17 protein-coding genes and 2 tRNA genes are annotated in these 18,776 nt (G+C 56.9%); 14 read left to right on the plus strand and 5 right to left on the minus strand.

Translation table 11 applies throughout. From position 1 onward, the window contains the following. Position 1 precedes the first annotated feature (1 nt). The 7 genes from K5E40_RS26370 (at position 2) to K5E40_RS26400 (ending at position 8,051) form a co-directional block, all read left to right on the plus strand. Positions 2-78, plus strand: a tRNA-Asp gene (locus tag K5E40_RS26370). 527 nt (positions 79-605) lie between these two features. Continuing rightward, entirely contained in the window at positions 606-1,178 is a 573-nt protein-coding gene (locus K5E40_RS26375) for a TetR/AcrR family transcriptional regulator (protein WP_221733312.1), read from the plus strand. Continuing rightward, the gene (locus tag K5E40_RS26380; protein ID WP_221733313.1) at positions 1,175-2,143 is read left to right on the plus strand and encodes a DMT family transporter; all 969 of its coding nucleotides are present in this window, start codon (positions 1,175-1,177) and stop codon (positions 2,141-2,143) included. The genes K5E40_RS26375 and K5E40_RS26380 overlap by 4 nt, the downstream gene beginning before the upstream one ends. A gap of 333 nt (positions 2,144-2,476) precedes the next feature. Beyond that, positions 2,477-5,308 carry a xanthine dehydrogenase family protein molybdopterin-binding subunit gene (locus K5E40_RS26385; protein WP_221733314.1) on the plus strand — a complete coding sequence of 944 codons (2,832 nt, stop codon included), beginning with the start codon at positions 2,477-2,479 and terminating at the stop codon, positions 5,306-5,308. Next, positions 5,301-5,840 carry a (2Fe-2S)-binding protein gene (locus K5E40_RS26390; RefSeq protein ID WP_221733315.1) on the plus strand — a complete coding sequence of 180 codons (540 nt, stop codon included), beginning with the start codon at positions 5,301-5,303 and terminating at the stop codon, positions 5,838-5,840. The genes K5E40_RS26385 and K5E40_RS26390 overlap by 8 nt, the downstream gene beginning before the upstream one ends. A 2-nt stretch (positions 5,841-5,842) precedes the next feature. After that, a complete protein-coding gene (locus K5E40_RS26395) occupies positions 5,843-7,078 on the plus strand; it encodes a cytochrome c (RefSeq protein WP_221733316.1) in 1,236 nt (411 codons plus the stop codon). Position 7,079: 1 nt separating this feature from the next. Further along, positions 7,080-8,051 carry an XdhC family protein gene (locus K5E40_RS26400; protein ID WP_221733317.1) on the plus strand — a complete coding sequence of 324 codons (972 nt, stop codon included), beginning with the start codon at positions 7,080-7,082 and terminating at the stop codon, positions 8,049-8,051. 113 nt (positions 8,052-8,164) lie between these two features. Here the strand turns inward: K5E40_RS26400 and K5E40_RS26405 are convergent, their stop codons facing one another. Then, entirely contained in the window at positions 8,165-9,448 is a 1,284-nt protein-coding gene (locus tag K5E40_RS26405; protein ID WP_221733318.1) for an FAD-binding oxidoreductase, read from the minus strand. Positions 9,449-9,630: 182 nt separating this feature from the next. Here K5E40_RS26405 and K5E40_RS26410 point away from each other — a divergent pair. Together K5E40_RS26410 and K5E40_RS26415 are read left to right on the plus strand one after the other, a co-directional pair. Further along, positions 9,631-9,707: transfer RNA gene (locus tag K5E40_RS26410), tRNA-Val, on the plus strand. A 546-nt stretch (positions 9,708-10,253) separates the two neighbouring features. After that, positions 10,254-10,709: a DUF2214 family protein gene (locus tag K5E40_RS26415; RefSeq protein ID WP_221733319.1), complete on the plus strand. Its 456-nt coding sequence runs from the start codon at positions 10,254-10,256 to the stop codon at positions 10,707-10,709. Between the two features lie 226 nt (positions 10,710-10,935). On the opposite strand, the gene csrA is transcribed toward K5E40_RS26415, so the two are convergent. Then, positions 10,936-11,130 (minus strand): carbon storage regulator CsrA, encoded by a 195-nt coding sequence (gene csrA / locus K5E40_RS26420; RefSeq protein ID WP_003179932.1) that lies wholly within the window; start codon positions 11,128-11,130, stop codon positions 10,936-10,938. Between the two features lie 250 nt (positions 11,131-11,380). Here csrA and K5E40_RS26425 point away from each other — a divergent pair, with 250 nt between their 5' ends. Next, a complete protein-coding gene (locus K5E40_RS26425; protein WP_221733320.1) occupies positions 11,381-11,749 on the plus strand; it encodes an SPOR domain-containing protein in 369 nt (122 codons plus the stop codon). A 238-nt stretch (positions 11,750-11,987) separates the two neighbouring features. Here the strand turns inward: K5E40_RS26425 and K5E40_RS26430 are convergent, their stop codons facing one another. The 3 genes from K5E40_RS26430 to K5E40_RS26440 form a co-directional block, all read right to left on the minus strand. Then, entirely contained in the window at positions 11,988-12,677 is a 690-nt protein-coding gene (locus tag K5E40_RS26430) for an endonuclease (RefSeq protein ID WP_221733321.1), read from the minus strand. Between the two features lie 4 nt (positions 12,678-12,681). Continuing rightward, positions 12,682-12,972, minus strand: a complete 291-nt coding sequence (locus K5E40_RS26435) for a DUF1654 domain-containing protein (RefSeq protein WP_221733322.1) — start codon at positions 12,970-12,972, stop codon at positions 12,682-12,684. Between the two features lie 177 nt (positions 12,973-13,149). Further along, a complete protein-coding gene (locus K5E40_RS26440; RefSeq protein ID WP_221733323.1) occupies positions 13,150-14,238 on the minus strand; it encodes an asparaginase in 1,089 nt (362 codons plus the stop codon). 349 nt (positions 14,239-14,587) lie between these two features. On the opposite strand from K5E40_RS26440, the gene K5E40_RS26445 reads away from it, so the two are divergent. The 4 genes from K5E40_RS26445 to K5E40_RS26460 all read left to right on the plus strand — a co-directional run bounded on the left by K5E40_RS26445 (position 14,588) and on the right by K5E40_RS26460 (position 18,774). After that, positions 14,588-15,034 (plus strand): hypothetical protein, encoded by a 447-nt coding sequence (locus K5E40_RS26445; protein ID WP_221733324.1) that lies wholly within the window; start codon positions 14,588-14,590, stop codon positions 15,032-15,034. 199 nt (positions 15,035-15,233) lie between these two features. Then, entirely contained in the window at positions 15,234-16,190 is a 957-nt protein-coding gene (locus tag K5E40_RS26450; protein WP_221733325.1) for a sugar ABC transporter substrate-binding protein, read from the plus strand. 56 nt (positions 16,191-16,246) lie between these two features. Further along, positions 16,247-17,800 (plus strand): sugar ABC transporter ATP-binding protein, encoded by a 1,554-nt coding sequence (locus K5E40_RS26455; RefSeq protein WP_221733326.1) that lies wholly within the window; start codon positions 16,247-16,249, stop codon positions 17,798-17,800. Continuing rightward, complete coding sequence (locus K5E40_RS26460; protein ID WP_221733327.1) at positions 17,797-18,774, plus strand: ABC transporter permease; 978 nt, start codon at positions 17,797-17,799, stop codon at positions 18,772-18,774. Before K5E40_RS26455 ends, K5E40_RS26460 begins: the two co-directional genes overlap by 4 nt. The last annotated feature ends 2 nt before the right edge of the window (positions 18,775-18,776 follow it).

Genomic DNA, 18,776 nt, shown 5'->3' on the forward strand with positions numbered 1-18,776 from the left:
CGCAGCGGTAGTTCAGTCGGTTAGAATACCGGCCTGTCACGCCGGGGGTCGCGGGTTCGAGTCCCGTCCGCTGCGCCATATCTGCTTCAAGGACCACTGAACGCCTTGAAGCACCGAAAAAAGCCGCTGGCTGATTCGGAATCGATAGCAAATACCCTGGTCGAAAGACCGGGGTTTTTTGTGTCTGAAATTTGACCTTTCCCGTTTGACTTCTTTCAGTCGACCGATATTGAGCAAAGATCCCTGTGGCAGCGAGCCTGCTCGCGATAGCGCCAGTGCAGCCAATATCTTTGGAAGATGCACACCATCATCGTGAGCAGGCTGTAAGCGTACGGCCAGGTCGCCTTGCGAACTCCAGCATTCGCAACGTGCAAATGAAATTACTGAGTTGCTGTCGCATAAATGGGCGTCTGTTTAGCCATGCGGGGGCGGGGGGCGCTTATATAGCTTAGCGAAATTTCGGATAGGCCAAATCTTGCGATTTACTGCTGCGCTGGCATGTTGCGGTCTGTGTCGTAACGGCCATGATTCAGGTCGTATCTGGATGTGTCTCAACCTTACCGGTCAGTATAGTCAACTCCGTCCCGATGCCGGAGTACCTAAAATTGGACAATACCCGTGAGCGATTGATTGACTCAGCGCTGAAGCTGTTTCTGTCAGAAGGTATATACATTACTGGTGTGATGGCCATCGCCGCGATGGCGGGTGTTACCAAGATGACGCTCTACAGCCATTTCCCCTCAAAGGATGCGCTGATAGTGGCTTGCCTCGAGAAGCGTGACCTGCGCTGGCGTGAAGAGGTGGCGTGCACCTTGGCAAAACACCCTGATCCGGTCAGTGGGATGCTCGCTTTTTTCGATTTGTATCAACGCTTTCTTTTGAAAGATAGCGGGCGCGGATGTCTGTTCGTCAACAGTGCGGCTGAATTCCCCCAGTTTAGCCATCCTGTGCATTTGGCTGTAAGCAGGCATAAGCAAGGGGTGCGCGAAAATCTTGCTGCATTGGCCATGAGTGCCGGTCTAAGCGACCCTGACGTAGTTGCTGAGGGGTTGTTTATCTTGCTGGAGGGCAGTTTTGTCACCGGCGCCATGGGCCAGAACGCGCAGGTATTTGACACTGCACGGCACATAGCTCATTGCTGGATCCGGAAGCAGGCTGGGCAGGAGCAAAGCGTATGACGCTCGGCTTATTAGCAGCCATTACTGCCACTTTTTCTTGGTCGCTGCTCTACATCTTTCCGGGGCTTGTCGGCGATTACAGCCTTTTTGATCTGGCTGTGGTGAGCTATGCCTTTGCCGGTTTAGGTAGTCTGCTAGTGCTGTTTGTTTATCGTAGTGAAGTGCGGCAGTTGAGGCTGAGCGACTGGGCTTGCGCCGCACTGTTGGGCTTCTTGGGGTACATCGGTTACTTCTTTCTGATTACCACTGCGGTCTTGGCGGCTGGGCCGGTGATCCCTCCGGTGATGATGGGATCAGTCCCTATCGTGCTTGCGATTGCCGGCAACATGCGAAGCTCTAGCGTGCCTTGGCGCGCCATTTCCGGGCCTTTGTTGGTGGCGGCGTTAGGCATCAGTCTGGTCAACTTGAGCGTGTTTGATTTTAGTAGCGCCACGGTGGTGCTCCCGACAACCTCGATAATGTTTGGACTCCTGGCATCGTTGCTTGCAATCGGATTTTGGACGGGTTTTGGCCTGATAAATGAAAGTGCTTTGGCTCGACGCCCAAGTATGTCGCCGATGTTGTGGTCCGCCATGCTGATCTTCATGTGCAGCGTCGAAATGCTGGCCTTTATCCCCGCTGGGCTTTACTTGAAGTTGTCCCACTTCGCTAGCCATTCGGGCGGGTTGGCAGGTACTCAGGCGCTAATAGTCTGTGGGTTAATTCAGGGGTTGGGGGCCACCCTTGCAGGTGCTTGGGCGTGGTCAATCGCAACCCGGCGCCTACCTCTGGCGCTGAGCGGGCAATTGATCGCCAGCGGGACCATTTATGCGACTGCGATGGGTTTGCTCATCAACCAGCGCTGGCCCTCTCCTATGGAAGCGCTTGGGACAGGGTTGCTATTCGTTGGAGTGGTGTGGGCTATTCACGCCTTTTACCGCAGGAGAGCACATGTCGAGAGACATGGTTTAAAAACCAGCCTTTGAATAATGTGACTGCGCCGATACGGGTATTTCAGATACCTGCTTTGGATTGATTTGTACTGGGTGGACGATTACAGCAGGCTCACTCCTGCAGAAGCTGCACATCGATTTGTCCATTGACTTGCTGCGGTGCAATGCCGCAGTAATTTTGATTCTTTAGTCAGATTTTTGTAACTGCTTGTTTGCCGCAGCTACAGAAACCTTTAAAGTTAACCTTTCGGTCAGCTTTGCACTGTCAACACGGCTCTTGGCTTCGCCAGAAAGGGCTTCTGCAAGACTCGAGATTCCCAGTAGATAACCAGAAGGGTGGACTCATAACCGCCCAGAGGATGATCCATGTCCAACCGTGAAATATCCCGGCGCTCGTTCCTTCAGGGCGGGCTGGTGGCGGGGGTGAGCGTTACGCTCACGCCGCTCAGCAGTCAGGCGCTGGCTGCCTTGATGGAAAACAGCGTCACCGTGCCGTCCGAAAAGTGGCTCGGCAACAACGGCAAGGCGCGCCAGCGTAACGACGCTCTGTCCAAGGTCTGCGGCAGCAAGGTTTTTGCTCGCGACATCCGCTCCAAGGACATGCCGGGTTGGCCTGAGCAGCAAGGCCACGCCATGCTGCTCAAAACCATCAAGGCTGACCATATCTATAACGGATACGACCTGTCGTGGCTCGGCGCCGACTTGCAGCCTGACCGCATCGTCACCGCTGCCGATCTGGACAAGGACGGTATTGTCTTCCCTGAAGAGCACGCTCCAGACCCACTCTTGCCTGAGGGTAAAGTGCCGATGTTCATCGGCCACCCGGTCGCTATCTTGATCTGGAACGACTTCGAGCGTTTTCGTCAGGCCAAGAACAAGCTCAAATTCAATGACAAAGCGATTCGTTACGGCGCCAAGGTGCCGTACTACGAAGGCGACCCCTACGGCAGCTTCCGCTACGTACGTGTGGGTGGCCCGACGTCGGCAGACGAAGATGAATTCGCTAGCCTCAAGGACTCGATCCTGTTCCCGATGCTGAAAAACCGTCGTCCGGTGTGGAATTCCCAGCCGAACCTGCACGGCAACCTGAGCGAGCGCGGTTTGTTCTACGCCGACCGTATGAAGAAAGAGATCGATGCGCCGCCAGATAACTGGCTGGTGTTCGACGAGCGCTACAAGACCCCATCGATCGAGCCGGCCGCCATGGAGCCGGACAACGGTAACGGTTGGTACGACCCTGCCACCAAGACGCTGCACTTCGTGGTGGCGACCCAGTGCCCACTGGAAGCGGCGACCGAGACCGCGAAAATGATCGCGCCGTCGCGCTTCGGTCTGACGAACCTGAACATGCACCCCGGTTACACCGTCGGTTACGGCTCCAAAGACCACAACATCTTCGTTTACTACGCAGCACTCGCTGCGCTGTACGGCGCGGGTGTGCCGGTGCGCCTGGCCAACGACCGCTACGAGCAATTCCAGAGCGGCATCAAGCGCCACCCGTTCGACATCCGCTACCAACTGGCCGTGGACAAGAACGATTACACCTTCAAGATTTTCCGTGCCGAAATGAGTGTCGACGGTGGTGGGAGGGTCAACTACAGCCCATCCGTAGCGGCGGTTGGCGCCACGGCGGCGCAGTCGATCTATTACATGCCGCAGAACGACCTGCAGGTCACCGCCTATCATTCGCGCGCTGTTGAGGCGGGCTCGATGCGCGGTTACGGCACGCTGCAAAGCATGGCCTCGACCGAAATGATGGTTGACGAAATCGCCAATCGCCTCGGCGTTGATGCGATCGATTTGCGCCGCAAGAACGCTTTGCGTTCGGGTATGAAGAACACCCAGGGCGCGATCCCGGCCGGTGCTCTGCGCCTGCACGAGATTCTCGACAAAGCTGCGGTGCACGAAGTCTGGAAGAACCGCGACGCCATCAAGAAACAGCGCGAAGCAGCCGATCCGGACAACTGGTACGGCGTCGGTTTCGCCATTTGCCAGAAAGACTTCGGCACCGGCTCTGAAGCGCCGATGGCCAGTATCGAATTCACTGTCGACGGTCGCATCACCCTGCGTCATATCGGCATTGAAATCGGCACCGGCATGTCGACTTCGCAAGCTTTGGTCGTCGCTGATTTCCTCGGTAGCCCTGCCCATGAAGTGAAGACCGGCGAAACCGAATGGAAGGAAATGCAGCTGATTACCAGCGGCAACCCTTACATCATGAGCCAGGCCGAGCAGGACAATCTGCTGCGCAACCCGCGCTGGGTCGGCAAGTTGGCTTCGGCGTCATCTGCGACCAACTCGGCTTACTACTTCAGCCACGCAACCCGTGAGGCAGCGCGCGTGCTGTTCAACAACGGATTGTGGCCGGCGGCCATGGAAATCTGGCGTCAGGGGCCTTACGGCGGTCAAGCCAACCCTTACGTGGTGCGTCGTGAAGATGCGCATTGGGTCGACGGCAAACTCACTGCCAACGGCATGCAGCCGTTGAGCTTCGAAGAGCTGGCCAAGCGCGCTCATGAGCGCGGTCTGGTGACCGGCGCCACCGTTCATGCGTTCAACCGCTGGAGCTGGGCAGAGGCCGAATACAGCATCGACGGCGTGCGTGAGCGTCTGCCGCTTGACGGTTTGGCGGTGAAGTACGGCGATGGGGCGCCGAAGGCGAAGAAAGCGCTGATGAGCACGGCAGGTTTCCACCTGTTGGATCGCCAGAACATCAACTACCCGGTTGTTCAGTTGAACAACGCTGCTGTGACTTACTACAGCCCGGTCGCCACGTTGGTAGAGCTGAAAGTCAACAAGGGCACGGCGCAAGTCGAAGTGCTCAACCACCATTCTTGGGTCGAGTGCGGTCGGGTGTTGGTCGAAGAACTGGTCAAGGGACAGCTCGAAGGTGGGGTCGCCATGGGTATCGGTCATGCGCTGATGGAAGAGATGCCGCTTTACGAGGGCGGGCCGGGGGAGGGTGACTGGAACTTCAACCGTTATCGCCTGCCAATGGCCCGGCACGTCGCGGTGTGGAAACAGACGGCAGAGATTCTGCCGCCGCTGTCACCCAGCGACCCGTCCAAAGGCATCGCCGAAGTGGTGATGATTCCGGTGGTCGGTGCCATTGGTAACGCCGTGGCGCACGCCATCGGTAAACGTGTTCGCGATCTGCCTATCACTGCTGCGCGCATCAAGGAGGCCCTCAATGGCTAACCGTCCGCTTCAACTGACCCTCAATGGTCAATCCGTCGGCCCGGTGGAGATCCCTGATGACCTGCCGATGATCGACTACCTGCACGAATACAAAAACCTGACTGGCTCGCGTCTGGGCTGTGGTCAGGGTATCTGCCATGCCTGCGTGGTGATCGTCGACAACCCGGACGGCACCAGCGAAGAAGTGCGCACCTGCATCACCGGCGCGCATTACTTCGAAGGCAAAAAAGTCCGCACCATCGAAAGCCACGCCAAGCGTGATGAAAGTGGGCAGGTCACGGAACTGAATCCGATCCAGCAGCGCTTTGTTGATGAGTTCGCCTTCCAGTGCAGCTACTGCGCGCCTGGCTTCGTCAACGCCGCGACTGTGTTGGTGGAAAAGCTGCAACGCCAGCCGATCGTCCAAAGCAAGCTCGAACAAGTCATCGAGGACAGCCTCGGTCATCACATATGCCGTTGCACCGGGTACGTGCGTTATTACAACGCGACCCGCAACGTGCTGACCGATCTCGGCCTGGTCAAGGAGGGTTAAGCATGAAGCTATTAATGACCCGACTGACCTTGGCGGTCGGGCTGGCTGCGCCAGTGTTGTTTGCCCACGCCGATGATCAGGTCAAGCGCGGCGAATACCTCGCTCGCGCCGCCGACTGCATGGCCTGCCATACCGCGCCGGGTGGCGCGCCGTATGCGGGTGGCCTGCCGATTGTGTCGCCGTTCGGCACGATCTACGGCACCAATATCACGCCGAGCAAGGAGCACGGCATCGGTTTGTACAACGATGACGAGTTCTTCACTGCGCTGACCGCAGGCAAGCGTCGCGATGGCGCGAACCTGTATCCGGCGATGCCGTACACCTCGTATCACCTGGTGCCGCGCGAAGATTCGGATGCGATTCATGCGTACCTGAAAACCGTTGAGCCGATCGAGCGGGCAGCGCCGGTCACCAGCCTGAGTTTTCCGTTCAACGTGCGTCTGGGCCTGATGGGCTGGAACATGATGTACGGCAAAGACGTGAAACTGGAATCTGCCGACGGCAAAAGCGACGCCTGGAAGCGTGGCCAGTACATGGTCGACGTCCTCGGACACTGCGGCGAGTGCCATACGCCACGCGGGCTGTCGGGTGCAATGCAAATGGACAAGCGCCTGACTGGCGGTATTCTCAATGGCTATCTGGCGCCGAGCCTGCTGGCCACTGATCTGGCCGCTCGCGGCTGGAATCATCAGGACCTGAGCACATTCCTCAAGCTTGGCATGAGCGCGCAGGGCACGATGTTCAACGAGATGTTCCCGGTGTTCCACAACAGCACTCAGGGCTTGAACGATACCGATCTGGCAGCCATGGCGACCTTCCTGCTCGGCGATCAACCGCCGGCAGCCAAAGAGCTCGTCGCCGTGCCGGTCGACAAGCTCAGCGCGAGTGCCCAGCGTGGCCGTCAGGAATATTTGAATGTCTGCGCCGGTTGTCACGCGGCGGGTGGTGAAGGCAAGCCGCACATTGCTGTCGCGATGCGCGGCAACACCACGCTGCGTCTGGAAGATCCACGCAATCTGTTGCGGGTCATCGAGGACGGTATCGGCGAGCAGAAGTTCTCCGGGTTCGAACACATGCAACCGATGCCGGGTTTTGCCGACAAGCTCAGTCCTGAGCAACTGACCGATCTGCTCAACTACCTGCGTCAAGGGTGGGGCGGCCAGTCCGTTGAGTTGGCGGTAAGCGAGGTTCAGAAGCTGCAAGCTGACGCGCCGCCCATCGAGCACAAGGCGCACTGACATGCAGCATCTCGATCTGCAAGTGGTGCGGCGTGCATTGGAGTGGTCGGTGGCGGGGCAGTGCATCTGGCTTTGCACCGTGTTGACCACTTACGGCTCGGCGCCGCGTGCGCCGGGTTCGCTGCTGGCAGTGAATGACGGCGGGCAGTGGATCGGGTCGCTGTCTGGCGGCTGTGTCGAGGAGGATTTTCTCGAGCGCGTCGCCGAAGGTGCGTTTTTCGATGCGGTCAACGTCGTGCGTTATGGCGAAGGCGACGATCCGCGTTCGCGGGTCAGCCTGCCCTGTGGCGGTATTCTCGATGTACTGGTAGAGAAATTCGACGTTGGCTGCGACGTGCTGGCGCATCTGCGTGAACTGGAATCGGCGCTGCTTGGTCAGCGTCGGCTGATTCGTGAAGTCGATCTGGCCAGTGGTGCGCGCACCCTGTTTGCTGATCGAGAGCAGGGTGCTCGGATCGAGCGCGAGATTGATCGGGTGCGAATCCGTGTTGGCGCGGCTCAGCGTCTTTTGCTTGCCGGGTATTCCAGCGTGGCGCAGGCGTGTGCCGAGTTTGCGGTTGGCTTGGGTTTCGAAGTGATCCTCTGCGATCCGCGTGATGAGGTGCTCGAAGGCGTGGTACTCAATGGCGTAGAGATTCGTCGGCAATTGCCGTCGGTGTTCATTGCTGACGGTGGCTGCCATCGCGACACGGCGGTGGTGGCGCTGACGCATGATCCGCGTATCGATGATCTGGCAATGATGGAGGCCGTGCGCACCGAAGCGTTCTACATTGGCGTGATGGGCTCACAGCAGACGTCGCAGAAACGCTTTGAGCGTTTACGCCGGATTGGCGGATTAGGAGAGGGCGAGTTGGCGCGGATTCACGCGCCGATCGGGCTTAATCTTGGCAGCAAGACGCCGGCGGAGATTGCCCTGGCGGTACTGGCGGACATCCTGCGGATCCGTAGTGGGATTGCACGAGACCAGCTCTGACGCGCATTTCAAAATATGGAAGCGAGCTTGCTCGCGAAGGCGTCGTGTCAGTCAACTGAATCTTGAATGGCATACCGCATTCGCGAGCAAGCTCGCTCCCACTTGAGGGTTGTTTACATCCCGAATTTATCGCGCAACCCGTAATACCATGCACCCAGCGCAGCAAAAGGCGTACGCAGCATTTGCCCGCCCGGGAACGGGTAGTGCGGCAAGTCGGCAAACGCATCAAAACGCTCGGCCTGACCACGCAGTGCTTCGGCCAGTACCTTGCCTGCCAGATGCGTGTAAGTCACGCCATGGCCGCTGCAACCTTGCGAGTAATAGATGTTGTCGCCCAGGCGTCCAACTTGCGGCAAGCGCGACAGCGTCAGCAGGAAGTTGCCGGTCCAGGCGTAGTCGATTTTCACGTCCTTGAGCTGCGGGAAAGCCTTGAGCATTTTCGGGCGGATGATTGCTTCGATGTTCGCCGGATCCCGCGCGCCGTAAACCACGCCGCCGCCGAAAATCAGGCGTTTGTCGCCAGTCAGGCGGTAGTAATCGAGCAGGTAGTTACAGTCTTCGACGCAGTAATCCTGCGGCAATAGCGTTTTCGCCAGTTCATCACCCAGCGGTTCGGTGGTGATCACTTGCGTGCCGCATGGCATCGATTTGGCTGCCAGTTCCGGCACCAGATTGCCGAGGTAGGCATTGCCGGCAACGATGATGAACTTGGCCCTGACCTTGCCTTGCGGCGTATGCACGACCGGATTGGCGCCGCGTTCGATGCGCACGGCTGGCGACTGTTCATAGATGACGCCACCGAGGGATTCCACGGCAGCCGCTTCGCCCAGCGCGAGGTTCAATGGATGAATGTGGCCGCCGCTCATGTCGAGCATGCCGCCAATGTACTGATTACACGCGACGACTTCGTGGATGCGGCGTTGATCGAGTAGTTCGAGTTGTGAGTGCCCGAAGCGCTCCCACAGGCGCTTCTGCGATTCAAGATGCCCCATCTGTTTGGCCGTAAGGGCGGCGAATACACCGCCGTCCTTCAGGTCGCACTGGATGTTGTACCTGGCCACGCGCTCGCGAATGATCCGGCCGCCTTCGAAGGCCATCTCGCCGAGCAACTGCGCCTGTTTCGGGCCAACAGTACGCTCGATCACATCAATGTCGCGGCTATAGCTGTTAACGATTTGCCCGCCATTGCGTCCTGAAGCACCGAAGCCGACTTTAGCGGCCTCCAGCACTGTCACGCGAAAACCGTTCTCCAGAAGGAACAGGGCCGAGGACAGCCCGGTATACCCGGCGCCGATTACACAGACATCCGTCTCCACATCATCCTGCAAGGCTGGACGTGGCGGTACGGCATTGGCCGACGCAGCGTAATAAGACTCTGGGTAAAGGGTGTTCGCCATTCTGCCGCCTCTGTTTAATATATTTTACGAGTGCCCCGATCCTACCGGAGTTGAAAAACCTCCGCCAGCCACCGGAAAATCTTCTTCATTGGCCGCAAATTAAATATTTTGCATATTCATAGGGTTAGGTGAAAAAAGGTGTTGACACCCCTTCGGAATTCCGTAGAATGCCGCCTCACAGCAGGCACGTAGCTCAGTTGGTTAGAGCACCACCTTGACATGGTGGGGGTCGTTGGTTCGAGTCCAATCGCGCCTACCAAACAAAATCCGCTCTGCTGGGCGGTCTAGAAGGGCTCACCGAAAGGTGGGCCCTTTTTTGTTGTCTTCGATTTGCAAAGCCCAGCCTTAAGTCGCCAATTCGGCGCTCTCAAGGAGGGCTTTAATCCCTCTCGGGCGCATATGGGGGAGTGTGCAGAGCGGGCGTCCGGTCAGGCTCATTTTTTTGATGTCGAGTTTGAAATTTGCTGCATGGATCGCCTTTCGTCGCCAGCGGCCTTCTAAAATATGTGGATATTTAAGGGCTTACGATTTTATTTAACCAACCAGTTATCAAAAATACCTTGTGACAGGGTGGTAGTTTCAGTAACATTTGAGCCGCGTTCACCACCACGGTTTATGCATTTTTAAATCCCAAGCTTCCATCAGCTGCTTGGGATTTTTTTTGCCTGTAATTTGGCTTTTCGTGCTCTCTTTCTCCGTATTTTAGTCGCTCGATACGTCACCGGCGATGTCGCGCGAGCATGTCCTTTATTTTTCGACTACTACTGACTGGCGATTTCCATCTCTTTACAGAGGGAGTCTGGCGATGCTGGTTCACTGGTTTCTAGCGGCTGTTCACTTACTGGCTTTTGCGTTGGGTTTTTGGGCGGTTCTGACTCGTGGAGCGGCGTTTAGCCGCTTGGTTGCAGGCTCAGGGGATGCCAGGCGCGTTTTGCTCGCCGATAATCTATGGGGTATTTCTGCTTTGGTTCTGCTGGTGACGGGCGGGATGCGTGCCTTTGGTGGCTATGAAAAGGGCACTGACTACTACCTGCATCAGCCGCTCTTCCATTTGAAAATGACACTGTTTGTGCTGATTTTGCTGATAGAGCTCTCGCCGATGATCACGTTGGTCAAGTGGCGGATCTCATTAGTGCGAGGTGCGGCGCTCGATACTGGCCGTGCAAAGCTGTACGCACGAATCAGTCATGTCGAGGCGTTGTTGCTGGTGCTGATGGTGGTGGCGGCCACAGGTATGGCGCGTGGCGTGACGTTGTATTAGGCGGGCGAATTCTCTGCGCTCTATCGGAAACGTCCGACAGCCAGCCTTGGGAATGGCAGGTAGTATCGCTCGGCAACAGAGGATAGGGGCGGCAAGGAGTTGGAGTGAGGAGTTATGTGTCAGGCGCCGTGCCCAGCGAGTGGGGAGCGGATAGCAGTACGGCGCGTGAATCTTTAGCCAGTCATTACACGGGGCAAACGAACTGGCTACTGACTGCGAAAGCGGCTCAGGGCGTTTGTGGCTTGTCCGGGGCGGTCAGGCCAGCCTGGATACGCTGGTAAATCTCTTCGCGGTGCACCGCAACGTTTTTCGGGGCGTTGATGCCGATTCGGACTTGTTGGCCGCTAACGCCGAGGATGGTGATCGTAATGTCATCACCAATGTTTATGCTTTCACCGACTTTGCGGGTGAGTATCAGCATGGTCTTCTCCTTGATTGCTTTGTAGGGCACCTGATTCAGACAGTGCAGAGGTCGGTGGTACGTATAGATTAGTGCGAAGTCTCACGGTTTGGGTGCATCTTTCTGACGCGCAGATGCGGCATTAATTCCCAGGGCGTAACTATACAGAGGCTGCATTCATCAATCTCGTTGTTTTGTGCCCATTTTGCGGGGCTCGCGAAGTATTTATGAATGTTAAGATCGCCGCTTTGAGATTTTCGAGGAAGGCGTTGTGCGCAAATTGGTCTGGATGGTCGCGGCACTGGCATTGGCTGGATGTGGTGAAGGCAAAAGTGTGGACACACATAAGCCCAAAGTGGCAGTCGCAACAGCGCCTGCGGTGTCCTCTGCCCCTCAGTGGGATCTTGAGGTGCGCGGTGAAACACCTCAGGCCGTCAGCGATTTGAGTGGCTGGCTGATCGAGCACGCGTTCGTTCCGACGGTCATCAAGGACGGTAGCGGCAAAACGCGAATTCTGATTGGCCCTTTCAACTCCCAGGCCGAGGCTGAGGCGCGAAAGGTGCAGGTGGATGCTGCTTTGGTGAAGGCCAAAAAGCAGAACGTCGAGTCAGTGTTGGTTGAGCATCCTCTGACGCCTTAAACGATTGATTCGACGGAGCTGCTTGGCGGGCGACCGAGCTGGTTGATGTCGACATGGAAGAGGACAACCTTGGGGAAATCGTCGATGCCGGCACTGACGGGTTTTACGACGGAATTGCCTTGGGCTCTTTAATGGTGATGAGTTAATTTGATGGGGTCTTGGCGACACAGCAAGACTGCCGGTTAGCCATCAATAAAAAGGCTTCGAACATAACGTTCGAGGCCTTTCTACATTGCAATCAGCCGCAGGCTTTCATGTTTACGGGGCCGACAAATTCATTGCCACGCCCCATCACACACGCCACGCTCTGATTACGCTGGCGCTCCCAGTCCTGCACCGGGTAAGTCTTGTCCCAAGCCTCATACAGTTGCCGATCCTGTTTAGACAGGCGCAAGCCGTACTGCTTGCTCATGTAGAAATAGGTGCGTGCGATCATGCCGCGAATTGAAGGGCGGGGCATGACCTTCTTGGCCTTGAAGTCGACCTGGGTCAGGCATGAGCCGTATTGCCCGGATTGCGTCGGCAGCCATCCGTAGCTGAAGTTACTGCGGTCACCGTTGACCTCACCGATGCTCGGTACCAGGTTATGAAGATCCGCTTCGGCCTTCTGGTAGCTGGGGTCGTAGCGTGTGCAGTTCTTGCGTCCACCTTTCTGCCAGCATTGGCGCTGATGCCCGAACTGCCAGGCCGGCACAATGTGCTCCCACTCGATGCGCGAAGCGCGTTTGGCATTTTTGCGTGGTACGTAACCGCAAGCTTTCAAATCGACCTTGTTGCCGGTGTATTTGCAGCCGCAATAAAACTCAGTGGACTGCGGTGCGTAAAGCTTCCAGGCGACCTTTTTGGCTTCATTGAACGTACGAGGTGCGCCAGCCTGGGCACCCGTGGCGATGAGCAGCAACAGCAAAGCAAAACAGCGGACAATCATTGAATCAATCTTCCTTCGGCACAACCCAAAAAATCTGCACGCCGCCATCATCTCGATAGGCGAGGGTAACGTTATCGTTCTCGTCGATTTCCTCGAGCAAGCGCTCCCACTGATCCATCGGTTCGTCCGGCAAGCGGAAGATCAATGCGGCCTTGGCTTTTTGTGCGGTGGGAGAATTGATGATTTTCTGAACGCGCACGCCCATGCGTTCGTAAGTGTCAGGAGCGTCAAGAGAGGTGGCCACGAGGTTATCCTTATTAAGCTGTACGTGCATACAGTATTTAACTGTGGGCATTTTCGCAACTGCTTAAAATTCAAGAAAATCCTCTGACAGCGGTTTTCCGATTTTGGTGTGAGTCCTGTCGAATTTTTTGTAGGGAAAATGCAGGTGGGGTGTAGGCGACGTACCGCTCGCCAATCAGGCGAGTGGTACGAAGAGTGCCCGACGGAGAGTCGATCGGGCGAAGGTCGGTCAGTATTCCCAGAACATCCGTTGCAGTTCTTTGCTGTCGTTGGTTTTGGTCAGTGCAACCATCGCCAGGATGCGGGCTTTTTGTGGATTCAGGTCGTGAGCGACAACCCAGTCGTACTTGTCGTCAGGCTGTTCAGCGTTACGCAGCACGAAGCCACCGGCGTTGACGTGAGACGAGCGGATGATTTGCACGCCATCCTTGCGCAGAGCCTGAAGCGTCGGTACTACGCGGGACGACACGGAGCCGTTGCCGGTGCCTGCATGGATGATGGCCTTGGCGCCAGACTGGGCGAGTGCCTTGTAGGCGGTATCACTCACGTTGCCGTAGGAATAGGCGATTTCTACGTCAGGAAGGCTCTTGATGTTCTTGATGTCGAATTCCGAATCCATGGTGTGGCGCTTGGCGGGTAAACGGAACCAGTAGGATTTGCCTTCGACCACCATGCCCAATGGGCCCCAGGCGCTTTTGAACGCTTCGGTCTTGATGTTGATCATTTTGCTGACGTCGCGACCAGACTGGATTTCATCGTTCATGGTCACCAGTACACCTTTGCCACGCGCTTCTTTGCTGCTGGCCACAGCTACGGCGTTGTACAGGTTGAGCATGCCGTCCGCCGACATCGCTGTGCCCGGACGCATGGAACCTACGACGATGATCGGTTTGTCGGTCTTCTCGACCAGGTTCAGGAAGTAAGCGGTCTCTTCCAGGGTGTCGGTACCGTGGGTGATGACGATGCCGTCGACATCCTTGCTGTCGGCCAGTTCTGAGACGCGACGGCCCAGTTGCAGCAGGTTGTCGTTGGTGATGCTTTCCGAGGCAATCTGCATGACTTGTTCGCCGCGCACATTGGCGAGCTTGTTCAACTCAGGGATGCCAGCAATCAATTGCTCGACGCCCACTTTTGCGGCCTGATACGTCGCGCTATTGGCGGCACTGGCGCCAGCGCCGGCGATGGTGCCGCCCGTGGCGAGAACCACGACATTGGCAAGTTTGGTCTGGGTTTCGACTTCTTTTGCCTGAAGGGCGGTCGGCAGTAGCAGGAGGAGGGCCAAAGCGCCCGGAACCAAAGTGTTGAAAGCAGATTTCATTATTTTTCTCTCTAGTAGTGAGACGGTGCTGATGCAGGTTCATCTAGATGCGCCCCAGGCCGATCTGGATGCCCGGGGTGTGGTGAAGGGAGCAGGATCTATACCAGACGTACCTTGCGTTAGAAAAATGTTTAACCTTTTGATTTACATAAGTATTTTTCGAAAAAAAAGGGAGTGTGGCGAACCCTGTATCCGGGTTTCCGAACAAAAGAAACTTTCGCGTTCGGCTCTCCGAAAAGTACTACCGCTTCTGTCTTATGGATCGGGTTGTCAGTTTCGGGTTTTGTGCTAAAGAAACCCGCGCATAGGCCGATGCGTGTTCAATGAAACGAAATTCGAGGGAGTTCACATGTCACTCACGGTCGGTTTTTCCAATCCTGCTGCTGTCACCATCGGTGGCAAATCTGCAGCAACGATCAATGCATTGAGCGAGGCGTCAGAGGAAGCTGCTACCGAGGCGCTGGGCAAAGATGAGGGTGATGGCAATCAGGTCAGAACCGGTGGTGCCGCTCAGGAAGACAGCAAAGCTGATAGCAGCGACAGCCTGAGCATCGCCGCCAAGATGCTACTGAAGCGGATGCAGGAATTGCAGAAGCAATTGCAGGAGCAGCAACAGCAACTGGCGGCGGCACAGGCTGCGAGCTATCCCACTCCCGAGGCCAAGGCACAGGCAGTCATGTCCATTCAGGGGCAGGTCGCTGATACCAACGCCGCGCTGGCGGAGGTTTCGAACGCGTTGGTCAAAGAACTGGAAAAAAATCCTTCTGGTGGCAACCTGGTCAACACCACGGCATAGGCATCAAAGTGCGACTCTCGAGTTTTGCCCTGCAATAAATGACGGTTTCTGATTGTTGACAAATGTCGGCGGGATTCGCATAGTTCGATCTACGCAAACGTTTGCGCGGCTTCCCCGATGTGTTATCAGTCGGTCGGGGCGACGTAGCTTACGCCAGCGCAAGCGTTGCTCACAATAATCATAAGATCGGAGTGAACCCATGAAGCTGCCATTCGCTGGACGTCTTCTTGCTGTCGCTATGCTGGCTGCCACAGCCGCTGCACTGCCTGTCTCTTCGGCGTTCGCCGAATCCCCTGAAAAACCCAAAGTCGCGCTGGTCATGAAATCTCTGGCCAACGAATTCTTCCTGACCATGGAAGACGGCGCCAAGGCCTACCAGAAAGAACACTCCGCCGATTTCGACCTGATCTCCAACGGCATCAAGGACGAAACCGACACTGCGGGCCAGACGCGTATCGTCGAGCAAATGATCCTTGCAAAGGTCAATGCGCTGGTCATCGCACCTTCCGACTCCAAGGCCATGGTGCCGGTGATCAAGAAAGCCGTCGATGCCGGTATTACCGTGATCAACATCGACAACCAACTCGATCCGCAAATCGTCAAAAGCAAAAACATCAGCGTCCCCTTCGTAGGTCCGGATAACCGTAAAGGCGCGCGTCTGGTCGGTGAGTACCTGGCCAAGCAGCTCAAGGCGGGTGACGAAGTCGGCATCATTGAAGGCGTGTCCACGACGACCAACGCCCAGCAGCGTACCGCTGGCTTCAAGGATGCGATGGACGCGGCGCAGATCAAGGTGGTTTCCCTGCAGTCCGGTGATTGGGAGATCGATAAGGGCAACAAGGTAGCCGCTTCGATTCTCAGCGAATACCCGGATGTCAAAGCGTTGCTGGCAGGCAACGACAGCATGGCCGTTGGTGCTGTTTCCGCCGTGCGTGCTGCCGGCAAAGCTGGGCAAGTGCAGGTGGTTGGTTACGACAATATCAACGCCATCAAGCCCATGCTCAAGGATGGTCGCATTCTGGCGACTGCCGATCAGTTCGCTGCCAAGCAAGCTGTATTTGGTATCGAAACTGCGCTGAAAATCATCAAGGGCGAGAAAGTCGACAGTGGTGCCAATGGTGTGATTGAAACGCCGGTCGAACTGGTCACCCAGTAAATCCTCTGACGACACAATGGCGCTCGTCCGACCGGGCGAGCGCATGGAGAGTTTTTATGTCAGTTTCCGCCCCGAACGCTGTCCTCTCGGTCAGCGGTATCGGTAAGACCTATGCGCAACCGGTGCTCACAGGCATCGAATTGACGCTGATGCGCGGTGAAGTACTGGCGCTGACCGGCGAGAATGGCGCCGGTAAAAGCACCTTGTCGAAGATTATTGGCGGACTGGTCACGCCGACCACCGGCCAGATGCAATTCCAGGGCAAGGACTATCGTCCGGGCAGTCGTACCCAGGCTGAAGAGCTCGGCGTGCGTATGGTCATGCAAGAACTCAATTTGTTGCCGACACTGTCAGTGGCGGAGAACCTGTTTCTCGACAATTTGCCGAGCAACGGTGGCTGGATCAGTCGCAAACAGCTGCGTAAAGCGGCTATCGAGGCGATGGCTCAGGTCGGTCTTGATGCGATCGACCCGGACACGTTGGTCGGCGAGTTGGGCATCGGGCATCAGCAGATGGTTGAAATCGCCCGCAACCTGATTGGCGATTGCCATGTGCTGATTCTTGACGAACCGACCGCGATGCTCACCGCGCGGGAAGTCGAAATGCTCTTCGAGCAAATCACCCGTTTGCAGGCGCGTGGCGTCTCTATCATCTACATCTCGCATCGCCTCGAAGAGCTGGCCAGAGTGGCACAGCGCATTGCCGTGCTGCGTGACGGCAATCTGGTCTGCGTCGAGCCGATAGCCAACTACAACAGCGAGCAACTGGTCACGTTGATGGTCGGTCGTGAGCTGGGCGAGCACATCGACATGGGGCCGCGCAATATTGGCGCCCCGGCGTTGACGGTCAAGGGGTTGACTCGCTCCGATAAGGTACAGGACGTTTCGTTCGAAGTGCGCGCCGGGGAGATCTTCGGGATTTCCGGGCTGATCGGCGCCGGGCGTACAGAATTGCTGCGTTTGATTTTCGGGGCGGATGTCGCCGACAGCGGCACGATTGCACTCGGCTCGCCGGCGCAAGTGGTAAGTGTGCGTTCGCCTGTCGATGCAGTGCGTAATGGTATCGCGCTGATCACCGAAGACCGCAAGGGCGAGGGTTTGCTGCTTAGCCAGTCGATCAGCGCCAACATCGCCTTGGGCAACATGCCGGAAATTTCCAGTGGTGGTTTCGTCAACAATGGCGCTGAAATCTCTTTGGCGCAGCGCCAGATCGATGCCATGCGTATTCGCAGTTCGAGCCCCACACAGCTTGTGTCAGAACTGTCCGGTGGTAACCAGCAAAAGGTTGTGATCGGTCGCTGGCTGGAGCGTGATTGTTCGGTGCTGCTGTTCGATGAGCCAACCCGGGGTATCGACGTCGGCGCCAAGTTCGACATCTATGCCTTGCTCGGTGAGTTGACTCGTCAGGGCAAAGCGCTGGTGGTGGTGTCCAGTGACCTGCGTGAGCTGATGCTGATCTGCGATCGGATCGGCGTACTGTCGGCGGGGCGTCTGATCGAGACCTTCGAGCGCGACAGTTGGACCCAGGATGATTTGCTTGCCGCCGCGTTCGCCGGCTACCAAAAACGTGATGCGCGGCTCAACGAAGCCGCGCCTAGGGATCTCCCATGAAAACAGCATCTTCTGCCGGCAAACGTAGTGGCAACTTTTATGGGTTGGGCACTTATCTGGGGCTGGCCGGTGCTTTGCTGGCAATGGTCGCGCTGTTCTCGGTCTTGAGCAGCCACTTTCTGTCCTATAACACTTTCAGTACGCTGGCCAACCAGATCCCCGATCTGATGGTTCTGGCGGTCGGCATGACCTTTGTGCTGATCATCGGTGGCATCGACCTCTCGGTCGGTTCGGTGCTGGCGCTGGCGGCATCGACGGTCAGCGTCGCCATTCTTGGTTGGGGCTGGAGCGTGTTGCCAGCGGCGTTGCTCGGGATGGCGGTATCGGCGCTGGCTGGCACGATCACGGGTTCGATTACCGTAGCGTGGCGGATTCCGTCGTTCATTGTTTCCCTAGGCGTGCTGGAAATGGCTCGCGGGCTGGCCTATCAGATGACCGGGTCACGCACCGCCTATATTGGTGACGCTTTTTCCTGGTTGTCGAATCCGATCGCTTTCGGTATTTCGCCGTCATTCATCATCGCCTTGCTGGTGATTTTCATTGCGCAGGCCGTTTTGACTCGCACCGTATTCGGTCGCTATCTGATCGGCATCGGCACCAACGAAGAGGCTGTGCGGCTGGCGGGTATCAATCCGAAACCTTACAAGATCCTGGTGTTCAGTCTCATGGGGCTGCTGGCCGGTGTCGCCGCGCTGTTTCAGATTTCTCGCCTGGAGGCTGCTGATCCGAATGCCGGCTCCGGCCTTGAACTGCAAGTGATCGCTGCTGTTGTGATCGGCGGAACCAGTCTGATGGGTGGGCGTGGTTCGGTGATCAGCACTTTCTTCGGTGTATTGATCATCTCCGTACTTGCGGCGGGGCTGGCACAGATCGGTGCAACTGAGCCGACCAAACGCATCATTACCGGTGCGGTAATCGTCATCGCGGTCGTACTCGATACTTATCGCAGTCAACGCGCTAGTCGACGGGGCTGAGA

The sequence above is a fragment of the Pseudomonas baetica genome, from assembly GCF_019733355.1.
Classification (GTDB): Bacteria; Pseudomonadota; Gammaproteobacteria; order Pseudomonadales; family Pseudomonadaceae; genus Aquipseudomonas; species Aquipseudomonas baetica_A.